Genomic DNA, 15,780 nt, shown 5'->3' with positions numbered 1-15,780 from the left:
GATATGCCATGCTTCAGGTTTGGGGACGACGCAACTCGTCTAACGTTCAGAAGGTGATGTGGTTGATCGGCGAGCTGGATTTGCCACATGAGCATATTCCAGCCGGAGGAAGCTTCGGCCTGCAGCAGAGCGCCGAGTTCCTGGCCATGAATCCGCACGGACGTGTGCCGGTCATTAAAGACAGCGACGGCACAATTGTGTGGGAGTCGCACAGCATCTTGAGATACCTCGCCGCGCGTTATGGCAGCCCGCATTTCTGGAGTGGTGACGCGGCTAAGCGGTCGCAGGCGGACCGCTGGATGGACTGGTCTCAGAGCACCTTGCAGCCAGCCTTTCTGACGGGGGTGTTCTGGGGCTTTTACCGGACGCCGGAAGCTTTGCGCAATGCAAAGAGCATTGAAGAGAACCTGGGTCGTTGCGCGCAGTATTTTCAACTGCTCGACCGTATGCTGGGCGAGCGGCCCTTCATTGCGGGAGACAGTTTGAGCCTGGGCGATATTGCGGTCGGGTCCAACCTGTATCGTTATTTCGAGCTGGATATCAAGCGGCCCGTCGTTCCTAATGTAGAAGCCTGGTATGAACGGCTTCAGCTACGCCCTGCATTTCGCCAGCACGTAATGGTCCCATTCGATGAATTGTTCGGGCGGCTCACCTTTTAGCGCGGAAGCTTGCTGGCCTAAGCGCGCATGCTTAAACACCCAGGCTACGCAAGACACCAAGCTAATGTCACTTACGGTCGTGTTCGTGTATGTGCTCGACCAAATAATCGATTAACGCCCGCACCTTGGGCGGAAGAAAACGATTCGGCGGATACAACAGCCACACCGAGCCTACATACGCGAGCGCTTCGAGGTCCCAGTCGGCGAGCACTTGTACGAGTTCGCCACTTTCTAACGCTCCGCTAGCCGAGAATTCCGGCAGGCTCGCAATGCCGAAATCCTGCTGTGCCGCTTCGAGCCGCGCGCCCGCATGATTCGCTATATATCGACCGCTTACCTCTACGGTCTGCGTCTCGGTACCACGGCGAAAACGCCAGCGGTTGTCGTCGGCAGTTTCGCCCAGATAGAGGCAGTTGTGCTGCGCGAGATCGCGTGGGTGCCTGGGCGTGCCGCGCGTACGCAGATACGCGGGCGATGCACACAACACCCAGCGCACTGATCCAAGCCGCCGTCCCGCCAGACCGGGCGGTGGACGATCCGTTAGCCGGATCACGAGATCGAGATCATTCTCGAGCGGATCGACTTCGTGATCCGCGTAAAGCAACTGGAGATCGACCTCCTCATACGTGCGCAAAAAGCCGGGCACGAGCGGATGAATCACCGTTTTCGCAAAGGCCGTTGGCGCGCTCACACTCACTTTCCCCTGCGGCCGGCCGACCAGTGAACCGGCTGCATCCACCGCGCCCGACGCCGCGCTCACAATGTCGCGGCAGAAACGAACGACTTGCTCGCCCGATTCGGTCACCTTCACCTTGCGCGTCGATCGCTCGAGCAGCCGTGTTGCCAGCGCTTCTTCAAGACGCTTGATCTGGCGGCTGACCGTCGACGGCGTGCTGCCGAGCTGGCGCGCAGCCACCGAAAAGTTGCCGGCATCGACGACACGAGCGAATACGGCCATGTCGGGCAGCAATGCAAAAAGTTCTGTTGGATTCATTGGGCCATCGCGAGTGGGGCGCAGGATTAATGCATCTGCGACATAAAGGCTGTGCGCATCGACCCGATTATCGTCGCATGTGCAACGATCGACAATACGGACTCATCTCCTGAGGTCCGACTATGCCTAAGCAAGACCGCCTGCTCTTACTGTCCGACCTGATGCTGCTCGTGGTCGCGGTGGTCTGGGGAACAAGTTACGGAATCGTCAAGGGCGCGCTGGTGTTCTATCCGGTGCTGGGCCTGCTCACGCTGCGATTCGGTATTACGTTCGTCATTTTGTCGCCTGCATTGCGAAGCTTGCGTCATGCTGGCGCGCGCACGCTGCGCGGTGTGTTTATCGCAGGCTTGCTGCTGCTGGGAATTTTCTTGAGCGAAACCTTTGGCGTGTTGCTGACGCGCGCTGCTAATGCGGCGTTTCTGATCAGCCTGTGCGTGGTGCTGACGCCGCTGGTCGAGTGGATGCTGCTCAAGCGCAGACCGGGGCGAATTGAGTGGGCGGCAGTCGTGCTCTCGCTGTTTGGTGCATGGCTGCTTGCCGGTGACGGCGCGGTCGTGTTGAATCGAGGCGATGCGTTGATCCTCTTGGCCGCCTTGTTGCGTGCGCTGAATGTCTGTGTGACGAAACGCGTGATGCGTGACTCGACGCTGCCCCCTTTGTCAGTGACGGCGGTGCAGTCGGGTGTGGTCGCGTTCGGTAGTGCGGCCGTGGCGCTCGTGTTCGCGCCGCAGCAGTGGCAGCACGTGCCGTCGTTCGCGGGACACGTGCCGTTTTGGGGCAGCGTGTTTTATCTGGTTTTTGCGTGCACGCTGTTCGCTTTCTTCGCGCAGAACTATGCGATCAAACGCAGTAGCCCGACCCGCGTTTCGTTGTTGATGGGAAGCGAACCCGCGTTCGGCGCGCTGTTCGCATGGTTTTGGCTGGGCGAAAAGATATCGCTTGTTGCATGGGTCGGCGGCGGTTTGATTGTCGTGGCGTCCATGCTGGCGACAGTTCGCTGGCGCAAGGCGGTAGTGGTGAGCGTCCCGCGTGCTTCAGAGGTTCTGCCTTGATGAAAAGTTGATCTCGGCGGCCTTTCGGTTGGTGTTTTCAATCGCCGCCCTCGCGCCGCCCCTCAACTGCGTAGCCGCTTCAATCAGCGCGCGCCGGAACGTGTCGTTCGAAGCAAGTTCGGGACTACATACATCGCTGCAACCGAGCATTGCATCGACAAGACTTTCCGGCGCATCACCCGCGTTAGTCGCCAGCGCAGTCAGGCGCGAGGCCAGGGGATCATTGATAGCGAAAGTCGCGCCGTCGTCGGCGCGTCCGCGCAAGAAAATGAACCACGCTGCAACGCCAAGTGCTAGCCGCACTATTGACTGACCTCGCTCCAAATGCGCCGCAATGGTCGCGAGAAGCCGCGGCGGAATCTTCTGACTGCCATCCATGGCAATCTGCGGACAGCGATGTTTCAGCGCCGGATTCGCATAACGTTCGAGCAGTGCATCGCGATACGCCATCAGGTCGAACGACACGGGAACACTCAAGGTCGGTGCGATTTCGTGCGTCATCATCGAATGAATCAAAGTGCGCAACGGCGCGAACGAGATTGCTTCATCGATGGTCGCGAACCCCGCCAGCATCGACAAAACGCTTTCACTTCCTCATAGCGCAATCGATTGACTGCGTCGCGGCATGGGACACCATTCAGGACATCAAGGCGCGAATGGACCGCGTGCGTTATCTGAGCCTGCCGGAAGTCTCGCCGCTTGAATTGCTGATCAAGCAGCATGCGCGGATTGTGAGTGCACTAAAAGCGCATGATGCCGATGGGGCCGAGGAAGCCATGCGCGCCCATTTGCGCGAGATCCTGATGTCGCTAAAACCGGTTGCCGAGCGCGTCCACCTTGCCAACTAGCTTGCCGGCATCGCGCTCCGCTTGGGCTCTTAGACGATCTCGATCTCGACGAACACAACTTCATGATCGCTGGCATTCACGACGTTGTGCTCAACGCCCTTCAAGCCGGCATAACTCTGCCCGGCATGCAACTCGGAAACCCGATTGCCTGTTTTAGTTTCAAGCAGGAGTTCCCCGTTGGTTTGCGGAACGACAATGTAGTCGTGCCCATGGACATGCCAACCGGTCTCGGTGCCCGGTGCGAATCGCCATTCGGTGACGATCGCGCGATCGGTTAATACCTGTTGCGTAGGGACTGCCGGTGTTCGGGTCATGCGCTTTCCTCCAATGTTGGACGGCTTCAGGCCATCAGCATGCGGCCCAGTTCAATCAACCCTTTGTCGCTGCCGGGCGGCCCGATCAGCGAGAAGCCCAGCGGCACGCCGGCGAGTTGCATCAACGGCAGCGAGAGCTGCGGGCATCCGCTGAGTCCCGCGACGCACAGCATCCTGATCGCCTGGTTACGATACGCATCCAGCGCTTCGTCCGTGTCTGTCAGCAGCGGTGCAACGCCGGGCATCGTGGGCATTAGAATAATGCGCCCGCCGTCGAGCAGGCTCACCAAGTTTGCACGGAATTCCTCGCGTACGCGTTCACTGTCCTCGTTCTGTGCCGGCGTGACCGTACGTGACCATGCGAAGCGTTCGCGCACGCCCGGGCCGAGCTGCAAGTCGAATCGTTCGATCGATTCACCCTGGCTTTGCCACGCCTGGAATCCCTGGGCGTAGCGAAACGCCCAGTAGAGCGCGTCGGTGGAGGGCGTCATGATGTCGACGCTTTCTATCGATCCGAAGCACGTCTTGACACGGTCGAGTGTCGCGAAGAAAACCTTTACCACCGGTTCAGGCAGTCCGGCCAGCACCTCGCGCGGCAAGCAGGCTTGCGGCGTTGATGGGAGCGTCGTTGTATCTTCGCCGAGCAACACGTTGCCCACGCGTGCAAATGTTTCGATGTCGCGCGCGAACCAGCCACAGGTGTCGAACCCAGGTGACAACGGCATGCAGCCGTCGAGCGACACGCGCGCGTGGGTCGGCCGCAAGCCAATCAGGCCGCAATGGCTTGCCGGCGCGCGGACCGAGCCACCAGTGTCGGTGCCGAGCGCGAAATCGCACAGTCCATTCGATACCGCCGACGCCGACCCCGAACTCGATCCGCCGGTCACGCGGTCCGGCGCGGCGCCATTGCGTGGTGCGCCGAAATGTGCGTTCTTGCCGGTCATCGAGAACGCGAGTTCCTCCGTATAGGTCTTGCCGGCGAAGGCGGCGCCGGCTGCGAGCAGGGCGTCGACAACCGGCGCGTTGGCCGTCTTGATACCGGACATGGCCAGCATGTGCGGGTTGCCGCAGCCGGTGGGGTAGCCGGCCACATCGAAGATGTCCTTTACGCCGAGCGTCAGGCCCGTGAGCGGGCCGGTCGCCGCATGGGGTACTGGATGATCGGGATAGGGTACGAAAGCGCGGTAGGAGGCTAGATCTGGTGTCATGTCGTTGTTAGTGGGTGGGGGCAGTTTCGGGCGTCGGTTGCAGCATGGCGATGTCGTCAACCCGGATACAGCGGGCCGAATGCGCGATACCGACCGAGCGTTCTTCAGGCTGTGTTTGCAAGCAGCGGTCGATCGCATGCGCGCAACGCGGCGCGAATGCGCAGCCCGGCGGCAGCGCGGATAGGTCGGGTGGCGCACCACCAATTGTTTCCAGCCGGACGCCTTTTTTCATGGCGCCTTGCGTGCGGCCTTTGAGCAGCGCGATGGTGTAGGGATGCCGCGGTTCGGTCAGCAGCGCGAGCGCCGGCCCCTGCTCGACGATCCGGCCCGCGTACATCACCGCGATGCGATCCGCGACCTCGGTCGCAGCCCCTATGTCGTGCGTAACGAACACAATCGACAGGCCCAGTTCCTGTTGCAGGTCGCGCAGAAGCAACAGGATCTGGATCTGCACGGTCGCGTCGAGCGCGGTAGTCGGCTCGTCGGCGAGCAGGACACGCGGTTCGCACGACAACGCCAGCGCGATCATCGCGCGCTGCCGCATGCCGCCCGACATCTCGTGCGGATACGCATCCAGCCGACGTTCAGGACTTGGAATGCGGACCTTTTCGAATAACGCCAGTGCTCGCTTGCGTGCTTCGGCCTTCGATACCCTCTGATGCCGGCGCACCATCTCCGCAATCTGTGCACCGAGCGTGTAGACCGGATCAAGCGCGAGCAAGGGCTCCTGGAAGATCATCGATACAATCTTGCCGCGCAGGTCCGAGAGCTGCCGGCGCGAGAGGTTCAGGACGTCCTGGCCTTCGACGTCGAGTCCGCCCTCCATTTGCGTAGTCTTCTCGGAATGCAGCCGCATGATCGCGCGCAGTGTGACACTCTTGCCCGAGCCGGATTCACCAAGCAAGGCGACCACCTCGCCGCGTCCCACTTCCAAGTCGACGCCGTTGACTGCGTGGATCGTCCGGCCGGGCGTGATAAAGCGGACCTTCAGGTCACGCAGGCTGATGCTGACCTCCGGCTTCGCGTCCATCATGCGACCTCCTGCGCAGCTGCAATCGAGATTGGAACGTAGCCGCTGTCCGGCTCATATTCGAGGCACGTTACTTGTCCTCCACCCACCGTGGAGACAGCAGGTACGCGTTTGCTGCAGACGTCCTGTGCTTGCGGACAACGCGTGTGAAAGCGGCAGCCGCTGGGTGGGTCGATAGGATTGGGCGGATCGCCGAAGAGCGGGGCGACGGTCGTGCGGCGCGTTGGATCGACGCTCGGCATGGAGTTGAGCAAGGCGCGCGTATACGGATGCAACGCATGCGCGAACACGTCCTCCGCAGTGCCAATCTCCACGATCTCGCCAAGGTACATCACCACCAGCCGGTCCGAGATGTAGCGCACCACGTTCAGGTCGTGGCTGATGAAGACATAGGTCAGTCCGAATTCCGCCTTGAGATCCGCAAGCAGATTCAGTACCTGGGCTTCGACGGATTTGTCGAGCGCTGAAACAGCCTCATCAAGAATCACGAGGCGCGGACCAAGCGCCAACGCGCGTGCAATATTCACGCGCTGTCGCTGACCGCCCGACAGCTCGTGCGGGTAACGTCCCGCGAATCTTATGGGATCGAGCCCGACGCGCGCGAGCAAGTCGCGTCCGCGCGCTATGGCGTCTTTCTGCGAGACGCCGTGAACCGTTGCGCCGAACGCGACCGAATCTTCAATCGTCATGCGTGGATTGAGCGACGAGAAGCTGTCCTGGAACACCATCTGCACCTGACGGCGAAACTCACGCAGGGGCAGGGCGCGGGAACCGACCGTCTCGCCGTCGAAGATAAGTTCGCCGCTATCCTGCTGCAGCAGTTGCATCATCAGCCGCGCCATGGTGGATTTGCCGCAACCTGATTCACCGACCACGCCAAGGGTCTCACCCTTCAGTACATCGAACGAGATGTTGTCGACGGCGCGCACCACGTTGCGCGCGTCCTTTAGAAACGGCAGCCCTTTGTTGCCGAGCGGAAAATGCCGGACCACATTCTTGACGCTCAGCAACGGCTGGGCCGGGCCGCCGATGTCGCGATCATCTGTCATGAGCGCGGCCATTACTTGATCTCCATCGCAGCGCGCAGTCCGTCGGACAACACGTTGAAAGCAATCGAGGTCGCGAAGATAAACACGCCCGGCAGCGCCGCGAGCCAGGGCTGCACATAGATTGCCGTGCGCAAGGTATTGAGCATCAGGCCCCACTCAGGGTTCGGCGGCGTGACGCCCAAGCCGAGGAACGAGAGGCCGGAGGCGAGGATCATCGAGACGGAAATGAGGCTGGTGGAGAACACGAAGATCGGGCCGATCACGTTGCCGAGCACATGCACGCGCACGATCGTGAAAGCGCTTGCCCCCGACGCGCGTGCGGCGTCGACGAAATCACTGCGGCGTACTTGTGTGGTCACGCTCTCGGCAATCCGCGCAATCTGCGGGATGAACACCACGGTCAGCGATACCAGCGCGTTGCCAATGCCTGTACCCAGCGCACCCGATAGCGCGATCGCTAATAGCACTGACGGAAACGCGTAAAGCACGTCGATCGTGCGCATCACGAGCGCGTTGAGCACACCGCCTGCGTAACCCGCCATGACCCCCACCGCTCCGCCAATACCGAACGCGAGCAGGACCGGCGTCACGCCCATGAAGAGCGACAACCGAGCGCCCAGGATCAGGCGGGACAGCATGTCGCGGCCGAGTTCGTCGGTGCCGAGCAGATAACCCGTTGTGCCGATCGGTTTCAGGCGATTGAACATGGACGCGGCGAACGGATCGGCCGGCATCAGCAGTGGCGCCGCTACTGCCATGATCAGGAAGATGAGGATCACCGTGGCGCCGAGCATCGCCTGGGGATTGCGGACCAGGCGCCGCAGCACGTTTGCGCCGTGTCCGCGCGAGCGCAACGGCGTGGCAAGGGGCTTGGCGGTGTCGCCGGTGGTGGTGATAGTCGTGGTCACGGCTCAGCCCCTTTCAATACGCGGATCGAAGACGGTTTGAAGTATGTCAACCAAAAGATTCAGGATAACGAAGAATAGTGCGAGTACCAGGATCGTGCCTTGCAGCAACGGCAGGTCCCGTTGGAAGATCGCGGCGTTGAGCAGAAAACCGGTGCCCGGCCACGAGAACACTGTCTCGATCAGGATCGATCCACCCAGCAGATAACCGAGTTGCAGGCCCATTACCGCCAACGCGGTCGGCGCGCAGTTCTTCAGCACGTGACGGAACAGGGCGAACTCGCTCAAGCCACGCGCCCTCAATCCGACCATGAACTCCTGCGACAGCGTATCGGCCACCAGCGCGCGGACCGTGCGCGCGATGATGCCCATGGGGATGAACGACATGGTGACCGCAGGGAGGACGAGGTACTGGAAGTGCGCCCAGTCCCAATGCCAGTCGGCCGAACCATCCGGCCCCGCGCCAGTGGCGGGCAGCCACATCAGCTTCACCGAGAACACGATCACGAGGACCATGCCCAGCCAGTAATGCGGCACGCTCACGCCGGTGACGGAGACGAGCGAAGCCGCGCGGTCGATCCATGAGCCGCGCATGTAGCCCGCGACAAAACCGAACAGAGAGCCGAAGGCAAAGCCGATCAGCGTGGCCAGTGCAGCGATCATCATCGTATTGCCGACCGCCTTGATTACTTCGCCGGCGACCGGTCGACCAGTCGCAATCGATGTACCGAGGTCGCCGTGCAGCGCGCGCCAGACCCAGCTAAAGAACTGCACCGGCAAAGGACGGTTGAAACCGTAGAGTTCCATCAGTTGCTTCTGCAGGTCAGCCGATGCATCGGGCGGCAGGATGGAGACCAACGGGTCACCCGGCGCGATATGAACCAGCATGAAGCAGAGGAACGCAACGCCCAGCATGATCGGCAACGCATAGAGCGCGCGCCGTAGAAGATAGGAAAGCATGAGGTCGGGACCGGTTGCCGCGACTCGGGCGCAGAGTGCCCAAGCCGCGGCGGGTTCAGGTCAGTTCATCGACATGGTGGCGATGTCGATGAACCAGCTCTTCGGCTGCACCACGCCGTGCACCTTGGCCGAGATCGCGCGGGGGCCTGTGTCATGCGCGATCCAGATGAAGGGGGCGTCGTCGACAATATCGCCGTGCAACTGCGCGAGCAGCACGTCGCGTTGCTTCGCGTCGAAGGTCGTCCGAGCTTGCTGGATCAGCGCATCGATCTTCGGGTTGCTGTAGTAACCCCAGTTATTCGATACCGGCGGGAAGGCTTGCGTGCTGACGAAGCGGACCATGGCGAAGAACGGGTCCATCGACGCGAAGCTCACGTTGGTTGCGTTAGCGCCATGTGCCGACGGGTCCTTCGCACCAAGGCGCCAATTGGTGTAGAGCGTGTTCCACTCGACCACGTCAAAGCTGACGTCGATGAAACAGGCCTTCAGGTTCTGTTGCACGAATTCGTTCATGGGCAGCGGCTGCATCTGGCCCGATCCTGAAGCCGAAATCTGCACCTTGACCTTCAGCGGCTTGGCGGCCGAATAACCGGCTTCGGTCATCAGCTTGCGGGCCGCGTCCGGGTCGTACTTGATCTGAAAGGTCGGGCTGCCGCGCCACGGGTCACCCGGCTCGAAGGTGCCGGTCGCTTCGCTCATCATGCCGCCCAGCAACTGCTTGAGCGCTGTGCGGTTCACGCAGAGGTTGGCTGCGTAACGCACGCGTTTGTCGAGCCATGGTGAACCCGGCAGGAACGAGAGCTGCCACGGCCATACGTGGGGCTGCGGGTTCGAATAGATCTTGAAACCGCGCGACTTGATCGCGTCCATGGAATCCGGCGCGGGCGCCTCGATCCAGTCAACTTGCCCTGACAGCAGGGCTGCTGTGCGCGTGTTGGCTTCGGGCAGTGGCAGCAGTACTACGCGATCAATCTTCGGCCTGCGCGCCGGGTCCCAGTACTCGGTGTTCTTGACCATCTCCAGGCGTTCGCGCGGTACGAAGCGGGCCATCTTGAACGGGCCCGTACCCGATGCATCGGCGGCGAACGCGATCCACGCCTGCTTGTCGCGCTCGGCGGGATCGGTCACTGACGCGGGGATGGCGGCGAGTTTTTTCTGCCACTGTACGGGCGAAGCCATATACAGGTTTGTCAGGTTGATTGGCAGGAACGAGTCGGGTTCAGAAGTCGTCAGCTCGACCGTCAGGTCGTCGATCTTTCGTGCTGAGCGCAGCGTGGGCATGCGTGATGCGGTCACGCCGACCTGGCTTGGGTCGAAGTTCGGCGCGGTCTTGTTGAGGACCTTGTCGACGTTCCAGACGACAGCGTCGGCGTTGAAGGGCGAGCCGTCGTGGAACTTCACGCCGGGGCGCAGCTTGAAGATCCACTTGGTGTGGTCCTTGGGATCGACTTGCCAGGACGTGGCGAGATCGGGGATCAGTTCGCTCGGGCCTTTCTCGTGGCTCAGGTCCCATTGCGTGAGGCCGTCATACAGGGTGATGCCTGTGAAGCGATTTCCCTCATAACCCTGGTCAGGTTGGCCCAGCGTGCGGGGGATATCGCCTGCTGTCATGGCGATTCTCAGCACTTTTTCCTGTGCTTGTGCGGTGGCAGGCAAGAGCGCGCTGCATGCCAGCGCGCAGGCCCACGTCAGCAAACTTGATTTGATGAAGTTCATGCAGGGACAGTCCTTTATGGTGGTTGATCTTCGGTGGATGCCGGGGAGGGCGGCCAGGAACGGCACACCTTCAGTTAGTCATGCTGATAGTTACGGAATGGTGAAAACGATGCCGGCGCGTTCGGCGGCGCCTCGCAGATGGCGCTGCATCGCGGTCATGGCGGCGGTGGCGTTGCCGCCGGTAATCGCGGCAACAATGTGTTCGTGTTCCTCGAACGCCTCGATCAGACGTGGCGTATTGGCGAGGGGAAAGCGTTGACTTTTGCCAATACGGTCTTCGAACGAGTGGGAGATTTCCGCGAGGATGTCGTTGCCGGAGCAGGCGGCAATTGCCTGATGGAAAGCGAGGTCGCAGTTGGCGGCGTCTATCAGGTCGTTGCGCAGCAGAGCATCTTTGAAGCGTGCTTGCATGTCGCGGAACTGGCTTGCTACGCCGGGGCCGGTTGTTCGTGCGGCGAGTGCAGCCGCGGAGGGTTCGATGATGTAGCGCAGTTGCATGGTTTGCTCGGCGCTACGGCTGACGGGCTCCGTATCGCGTTGGCCGCGATGCGAGACGAACGTGCCTTTACCGGGGATAGAGCGAAGGAAGCCTAGCGTCATCAGTACGGACACGGCTTCGCGCAGGGCGCCGCGGCTGACGCCGAGCTGGCCTGCTAGTTCGCGCTGCCCGGGCAGGACTTCACCGGGCACGTATACGCCTGAAAGAATGCGTTGCTGAAGGGTTTGCGCAACGAAATTCGACATGCTCATGCAGTGCACTCCTACCGGTAGGACCGGAGTGCTTATGCGTGAACCGTGCCAGGAATATGTTGGCTTTTAAAACAATGGCTTGGAGTGGTGAACGGACTTTTGGAAGTGGCGTATGCACTGGTTCCTAGCGATCGATTCGGTGCATCGCACGAAATAAGGGCAGAAGGTCTGCAGAATATCAACCCTCTCACCGATGCGCCTCCAACAGCAAATTCAAAAACGCCTCCGCAGCACGCGTCAAGGGCCGCACTTCCTCGACGATGGCGCAAAACGGCATCGAATAAAATGGCGAATCAGGCAACACTGCAAACTCGTACCGCGGAGAAAGCTGCGCCGCGTAGTGCTCGGGCAGCAGTCCGACATAACGCCCGGTAGCGATCATCATCGCGACGGCTTCGAGTCCACTCACCTCCAGCCCTTGCACAAACCCTTGCGTGGCAAGCGCGTCCTCAACAAACGGATGAGGCCGATAAACCAGCGGCAACCCGCGCGTATCCCCGTGCGCCTGAATCTCCCCCGCAGCCGCAGGCCGATAAAACACCCGATGCGTTTCGGTAAAAAGTGGATAGTGCCGAAACGCCCGGATACGCTTATAAGCGCCGCGAATGGCGATCTGCACCCGCCGCTCAGCCAGCGCGGCACCCAGATCGTTAAAGGTCATGACGGACAACGACGGCCTCACAAGCGGTGCAATCCGATGCAACTCGCCCAGCGCCTCGGAGATCCTGCACCCCTCATGCGTCATCACATGCTCGGATGTTCCGAGTAATAGGGGTCCGGACAAAACCCCACGCACAGCATCGACTTCAGGCTTGATCCGCTCCAGCGCTTCGAGTGCCTGCAATGCCACGCGCAACGCGACTTCTCCGCCCTCCGTGAGCTGAAACCCGCCCGGCCCGCGCTCACATAATTTGACCCCGAGCCGCGCTTCCACCTCATTGATATGCCGGCTGATCGACGCCTTCGACATCGACAATGCACGCTCTGCCGCCGCGAAGCCGCTTGCCTGGGCGGCCGCGCAAAACACGCGCAGCGAACGCAGGTCACGCTCGTTCAAGTCCATTTTCTTCATCGATGCGCGCCTTGAAAGGTTTCGGTTTCCGGAACCATATCAACGAAAAAATGGTTTTTCAAAACTTTTTTGACTACCTACATTTCCCTCACCAACGCTTCTCAACGCTTTTCAAAGTTTCCCGGGGGAACTTCATGATCACGCTCGACCGTCGCAAATTTCTTACCGTTGCAGGCGGCGTCTCGCTTGCGCTGGCGATGCCGTCCTTGGCGTTTGCCGAGGGCGGAACGCTCGCCGATATCCGCCAGCGCGGCAAGCTGACGGTCGGCACTGAAGCCGCTTACGAACCGTTCGAATTCGTCGAGAACGGGAAGGTGGTGGGCTACGGGCACGACATCCTCGTGTATATGGCGACCAAGCTCGGGGTCACGCTCGATCAGGTCAACCTGCCGTTCCAGGGCTTGCTGCCCGGGCTCATGACGCACAAGTTCGACTTCGTGGCGACAAGTGTTGGCATCAATCCGGAACGGGCAAAACGCTTTGCCTTCTCCGAGCCGGTGGGCGTGGTCGACACGGTGCTGGTCGTGCGTGCAAGCGATACCGCCGTCACCAAGGCGGACGATGCGGCCGGGAAGATAGTCGGTACGCAGATGGGCTCGTCATCACAACCGATCGCGCAGGCGTTCGATACGCAACTGAAAACGAAGGGTGCGGGTTATGCAGACATCAAGCTGTTTCAGGCATATCCGGATGTGATGGTTGCGCTGACGAACAAGACGCTCGACGTGGGGATCATGCCGTCGAATATTGTCGCGGTCCTGATGAAGAAGGAGCCGGGACAGTTTCGCGTAGTCGGCAAGATTGGTGAGCCGAAGATGCTCGCCTGGGTCGCGAATCCGCAAGACAAGGAGATTCGCGACTTCATCAATACGTCGCTTATGGAACTGACGAAGAACGGCCAGCTCGCGCAAATGCAGCAGAAGTGGTTCGGTTACACGATGAACCTGCCGACCAGCGGCTATCTGCCTGAAGGCGCGGTCTGACCCGGGGCGCTGCATGTTCGCCTCTCTGAGCAACCTTAGCGGTCTGATCGCTGCGCTTGGGCCGTTCCTTCACGATGTCGCCGAGGGTGCCGCCACCACGATCGCAGCCAGCGTGGTGGCGTTCGCGCTCGGTGTCGTAATCGGTTCGCTGCTGTTGCTTGTGCGTCAGCATGGTGGACGCGTGCTGACTGCGGTCGTGATTTTTTATGTCAGCGTGATACGCGGTACGCCGGCGTTGATCCAGATGCTGGTGGCGTATTACGTCCTGCCTTCCGTGCTCCATCTGCCGCTCTCGCCGCTGCAAGCCGGCATTCTCGCGCTGGCGATGAACACGGCTGCGTACGTGTCGGAGATCCTTCGCGGTGCGCTGAACTCGCTCGGACGCGGACAGATACCGGCTGCTCGGGCACTTGGCATGCCGCCGGTGCAGGTCTGGCGTTATATCGTGTTTCCGCAGCTTTTCTATCGCTCCATTCCACCGCTGACCAACGAGTTCACGATGTTGCTGAAGGCTTCCTCGCTGATGTCGATCATTGCGGTGCATGACTTGGCGACGGTCGCACGCGACGCCACGCTGCAGACGAACTTGCCGTTGCAGGTGTTCTCCGCGACGGCGGCGGTCTACTTCGCGATCCTGTTTCTCGCGTCGTCGGCATCGCGTGGTCTCGAACGCCGCGTGGCGAAGGTGCTGCCCAATGTCCATTGACTTCGCTGTTGTCGAGTCGTCCATCCTGCCGCTTCTCAAGGGGCTCAAGGTCACGGCGCAAGTCTGCGTGCTCGGCATTCCGCTGGGCATCGTGCTGGGAACGATTGCCGCGTATTTTCGCGCATCCACTTGGCGCATGTTGCAGGCAAGCGCGCTGGCTTATGTGGAAATCGTGCGTAATGTGCCGTTCCTGATCCTCGTTTACCTCAGCTTCTTCGGCTTGCCGAAAATTGGCGTTGCCATGCCGGCGTTCGCCATTGGCGTAGCCGCGACCGCGTTCTACACCGGTGGTTATTTCTGCGAAATCCTGCGCGCGGCGTTCGGCAGTCTCGCCCATGGACAGGTCCAGGCCGCGAGATCGCTCGGGCTATCCGGCCTTCAGGTTCAGCGTCATGTCGTGCTGCCGCAGATTTTCGGATATCTGGCGCCAGCGACAACCAGCCTCACGATCATGATGTTCAAGGACTCGTCGATCTTCTCGGTGATGAGTCTCACCGAACTCACGTATCAGAGCAACCTGCTTACCGCTGACACCTTCGCCTACGTCGAAGTGCTTGGTACGACCGCGCTGATCTACTGGCTCTGTAGTGTGCTGCTCGACGTTGCAGGGCAGTGGTCGGAGCGCTACGCGACGCGCTACCGGCGCGCCTGATGTTGGTCACCATGCCTCGTGCATGAATTTTAAATAAAGGATACCTAATCATGACAAAACCACTGACTGTCGCACCGAGAACCGGCCACAAGACCTTGCTGTACTCCGAACTCGCGATGGACCTGGATAACCTGGAGGCCGACATCGCCGTGCTGGGGATGCCCTACGGCTCCGCGTACTCTGCGGCTGACTTCACCAATGATCAGACCAACGCGCCCACGGCAATCCGTCAGGCGACCGACCGCGTGGTTCGCTCGCCCGGCCATTACGATTTCGATATCGACGGTCCGCTCTTGCAGGAACGCGACGATATCCGCTTTGTCGATTGCGGCGATGTGATCGCCGACCTCGCGGCGCCGGGCAGTCACTATGAGCGTGTAGAAGCAGCGGTGCGGAAGATCCTCGCTGCGGGCGCGTTGCCGATCGTCATGGGCGGCGATCACGGTATTACGACGCCGGTACTGCGCGCCTTCGACAGCCTTGGCCCGATCACGCTTGTTCATGTGGACGCGCATCTCGACTGGCGCGATGAAGTGAACGGCGTGCGTGACGGGCTCTCCAGTCCGATCCGCCGGGCATCGGAAATGAAACATGTCGCGAAGATCGTGCAGATCGGGTTGCGCGCGCAAGGTAGCGGCCGCCCGGAAGAACTGCGCGCGGCTAAAGCTTACGGGTCGGAGTTGATCACCGCGTACGAACTTCATGACGTGGGCATGGACACCGTGCTCGCGCGCATCCCGGACGGCGGCAACTACTATCTGACCATTGATGCCGACGGGCTCGATCCGTCGGTAATGCCTGCTGTCGCGGGTCCGGCGCCGGGCGGCGTGACCTTCCTGCAAGCACGCAAGCTGATTCATGGCCTGGTGAAGAAGGGCCGCG

Annotated in this window: 17 protein-coding genes and 1 pseudogene; 7 read left to right on the top strand and 11 right to left on the bottom strand. The window is 60.9% G+C overall.

Annotated elements, in window-relative coordinates; all coding sequences use genetic code 11:
* Nucleotides 1–8 precede the first annotated feature (8 nt).
* On the top strand, nucleotides 9–659 hold the full coding sequence (locus GSQ93_RS29420) for a glutathione S-transferase family protein (protein WP_158939211.1): 651 nt from the start codon (nucleotides 9–11) through the stop codon (nucleotides 657–659).
* A gap of 67 nt (nucleotides 660–726) precedes the next feature.
* On the opposite strand, the gene GSQ93_RS29415 is transcribed toward GSQ93_RS29420, so the two are convergent.
* The gene (locus tag GSQ93_RS29415; RefSeq protein WP_158939210.1) at nucleotides 727–1,653 is read right to left on the bottom strand and encodes a LysR family transcriptional regulator; all 927 of its coding nucleotides are present in this window, start codon (nucleotides 1,651–1,653) and stop codon (nucleotides 727–729) included.
* Between the two features lie 122 nt (nucleotides 1,654–1,775).
* On the opposite strand from GSQ93_RS29415, the gene GSQ93_RS29410 reads away from it, so the two are divergent.
* On the top strand, nucleotides 1,776–2,705 hold the full coding sequence (locus GSQ93_RS29410; RefSeq protein ID WP_158939209.1) for a DMT family transporter: 930 nt from the start codon (nucleotides 1,776–1,778) through the stop codon (nucleotides 2,703–2,705).
* Here GSQ93_RS29410 and GSQ93_RS29405 read toward each other — a convergent pair.
* Entirely contained in the window at nucleotides 2,688–3,278 is a 591-nt protein-coding gene (locus GSQ93_RS29405) for a hypothetical protein (protein ID WP_158939208.1), read from the bottom strand. The two genes, GSQ93_RS29410 and GSQ93_RS29405, sit on opposite strands and share 18 nt — an antisense overlap.
* Before the next feature lie 11 nt (nucleotides 3,279–3,289).
* Between GSQ93_RS29405 and GSQ93_RS29400 the strand changes: the two are divergent.
* Nucleotides 3,290–3,553, top strand: a pseudogene (locus GSQ93_RS29400) (FCD domain-containing protein); the annotation flags it as partial.
* A 29-nt stretch (nucleotides 3,554–3,582) separates the two neighbouring features.
* On the opposite strand, the gene GSQ93_RS29395 reads toward GSQ93_RS29400, so the two are convergent.
* The 9 genes from GSQ93_RS29395 to GSQ93_RS29355 form a co-directional block, all read right to left on the bottom strand.
* Nucleotides 3,583–3,867 carry a cupin domain-containing protein gene (locus GSQ93_RS29395; protein ID WP_158939207.1) on the bottom strand — a complete coding sequence of 95 codons (285 nt, stop codon included), beginning with the start codon at nucleotides 3,865–3,867 and terminating at the stop codon, nucleotides 3,583–3,585.
* Between the two features lie 26 nt (nucleotides 3,868–3,893).
* Complete coding sequence (locus GSQ93_RS29390) at nucleotides 3,894–5,075, bottom strand: amidase (RefSeq protein ID WP_158939206.1); 1,182 nt, start codon at nucleotides 5,073–5,075, stop codon at nucleotides 3,894–3,896.
* 7 nt (nucleotides 5,076–5,082) lie between these two features.
* Nucleotides 5,083–6,105 (bottom strand): ABC transporter ATP-binding protein, encoded by a 1,023-nt coding sequence (locus tag GSQ93_RS29385; RefSeq protein ID WP_158939844.1) that lies wholly within the window; start codon nucleotides 6,103–6,105, stop codon nucleotides 5,083–5,085.
* Nucleotides 6,105–7,166, bottom strand: a complete 1,062-nt coding sequence (locus tag GSQ93_RS29380) for an ABC transporter ATP-binding protein (protein ID WP_254074122.1) — start codon at nucleotides 7,164–7,166, stop codon at nucleotides 6,105–6,107. Before GSQ93_RS29380 ends, GSQ93_RS29385 begins: the two co-directional genes overlap by 1 nt.
* Nucleotides 7,166–8,062, bottom strand: coding sequence for an ABC transporter permease (locus tag GSQ93_RS29375; protein ID WP_254074121.1), 897 nt, complete (start codon nucleotides 8,060–8,062; stop codon nucleotides 7,166–7,168). The genes GSQ93_RS29380 and GSQ93_RS29375 overlap by 1 nt, the downstream gene beginning before the upstream one ends.
* A gap of 3 nt (nucleotides 8,063–8,065) precedes the next feature.
* The gene (locus GSQ93_RS29370) at nucleotides 8,066–9,019 is read right to left on the bottom strand and encodes an ABC transporter permease (protein ID WP_158939205.1); all 954 of its coding nucleotides are present in this window, start codon (nucleotides 9,017–9,019) and stop codon (nucleotides 8,066–8,068) included.
* Nucleotides 9,020–9,079: 60 nt separating this feature from the next.
* Nucleotides 9,080–10,735, bottom strand: a complete 1,656-nt coding sequence (locus GSQ93_RS29365; protein WP_158939203.1) for an ABC transporter substrate-binding protein — start codon at nucleotides 10,733–10,735, stop codon at nucleotides 9,080–9,082.
* Between the two features lie 90 nt (nucleotides 10,736–10,825).
* A complete protein-coding gene (locus tag GSQ93_RS29360; RefSeq protein WP_158939201.1) occupies nucleotides 10,826–11,485 on the bottom strand; it encodes a FadR/GntR family transcriptional regulator in 660 nt (219 codons plus the stop codon).
* A 187-nt stretch (nucleotides 11,486–11,672) separates the two neighbouring features.
* Nucleotides 11,673–12,557: a LysR family transcriptional regulator gene (locus tag GSQ93_RS29355; protein ID WP_158939199.1), complete on the bottom strand. Its 885-nt coding sequence runs from the start codon at nucleotides 12,555–12,557 to the stop codon at nucleotides 11,673–11,675.
* Between the two features lie 134 nt (nucleotides 12,558–12,691).
* On the opposite strand from GSQ93_RS29355, the gene GSQ93_RS29350 reads away from it, so the two are divergent.
* From GSQ93_RS29350 to GSQ93_RS29335, 4 genes are all read left to right on the top strand, one after another.
* Nucleotides 12,692–13,540, top strand: a complete 849-nt coding sequence (locus tag GSQ93_RS29350) for a transporter substrate-binding domain-containing protein (RefSeq protein WP_158939197.1) — start codon at nucleotides 12,692–12,694, stop codon at nucleotides 13,538–13,540.
* Nucleotides 13,541–13,553: 13 nt separating this feature from the next.
* Entirely contained in the window at nucleotides 13,554–14,246 is a 693-nt protein-coding gene (locus GSQ93_RS29345; protein WP_158939195.1) for an amino acid ABC transporter permease, read from the top strand.
* Nucleotides 14,236–14,898, top strand: a complete 663-nt coding sequence (locus GSQ93_RS29340) for an amino acid ABC transporter permease (RefSeq protein ID WP_158939193.1) — start codon at nucleotides 14,236–14,238, stop codon at nucleotides 14,896–14,898. Before GSQ93_RS29345 ends, GSQ93_RS29340 begins: the two co-directional genes overlap by 11 nt.
* A 50-nt stretch (nucleotides 14,899–14,948) precedes the next feature.
* On the top strand, nucleotides 14,949–15,780 hold an 832-nt coding region (locus GSQ93_RS29335), incomplete at its 3' end, for an agmatinase (RefSeq protein WP_158939191.1).

This window comes from Burkholderia sp. S171 (genome assembly GCF_009766085.1).
Lineage (GTDB): Bacteria > Pseudomonadota > Gammaproteobacteria > Burkholderiales > Burkholderiaceae > Caballeronia.
This window is presented reverse-complemented; position numbering and strand designations above follow the sequence as displayed.

Excerpts from the sequence above, each read along its gene's own strand:
- GSQ93_RS29350 (WP_158939197.1), top strand. The coding sequence starts at position 12,692 with ATGATCACGCTCGACCGTCGCAAATTTCTTACCGTTGCAGGCGGCGTC.
- GSQ93_RS29415 (WP_158939210.1), bottom strand. The coding sequence starts at position 1,653 with ATGAATCCAACAGAACTTTTTGCATTGCTGCCCGACATGGCCGTATTC.
- GSQ93_RS29345 (WP_158939195.1), top strand. The coding sequence starts at position 13,554 with ATGTTCGCCTCTCTGAGCAACCTTAGCGGTCTGATCGCTGCGCTTGGG.
- GSQ93_RS29420 (WP_158939211.1), top strand. The coding sequence starts at position 9 with ATGCTTCAGGTTTGGGGACGACGCAACTCGTCTAACGTTCAGAAGGTG.
- GSQ93_RS29365 (WP_158939203.1), bottom strand. The coding sequence starts at position 10,735 with ATGAACTTCATCAAATCAAGTTTGCTGACGTGGGCCTGCGCGCTGGCA.
- GSQ93_RS29370 (WP_158939205.1), bottom strand. The coding sequence starts at position 9,019 with ATGCTTTCCTATCTTCTACGGCGCGCGCTCTATGCGTTGCCGATCATG.
- GSQ93_RS29395 (WP_158939207.1), bottom strand. The coding sequence starts at position 3,867 with ATGACCCGAACACCGGCAGTCCCTACGCAACAGGTATTAACCGATCGC.
- GSQ93_RS29385 (WP_158939844.1), bottom strand. The coding sequence starts at position 6,105 with ATGGACGCGAAGCCGGAGGTCAGCATCAGCCTGCGTGACCTGAAGGTC.
- GSQ93_RS29405 (WP_158939208.1), bottom strand. The coding sequence starts at position 3,278 with ATGCTGGCGGGGTTCGCGACCATCGATGAAGCAATCTCGTTCGCGCCG.
- GSQ93_RS29340 (WP_158939193.1), top strand. The coding sequence starts at position 14,236 with ATGTCCATTGACTTCGCTGTTGTCGAGTCGTCCATCCTGCCGCTTCTC.
- GSQ93_RS29380 (WP_254074122.1), bottom strand. The coding sequence starts at position 7,166 with ATGGCCGCGCTCATGACAGATGATCGCGACATCGGCGGCCCGGCCCAG.
- GSQ93_RS29355 (WP_158939199.1), bottom strand. The coding sequence starts at position 12,557 with ATGAAGAAAATGGACTTGAACGAGCGTGACCTGCGTTCGCTGCGCGTG.
- GSQ93_RS29390 (WP_158939206.1), bottom strand. The coding sequence starts at position 5,075 with ATGACACCAGATCTAGCCTCCTACCGCGCTTTCGTACCCTATCCCGAT.
- GSQ93_RS29360 (WP_158939201.1), bottom strand. The coding sequence starts at position 11,485 with ATGAGCATGTCGAATTTCGTTGCGCAAACCCTTCAGCAACGCATTCTT.
- GSQ93_RS29410 (WP_158939209.1), top strand. The coding sequence starts at position 1,776 with ATGCCTAAGCAAGACCGCCTGCTCTTACTGTCCGACCTGATGCTGCTC.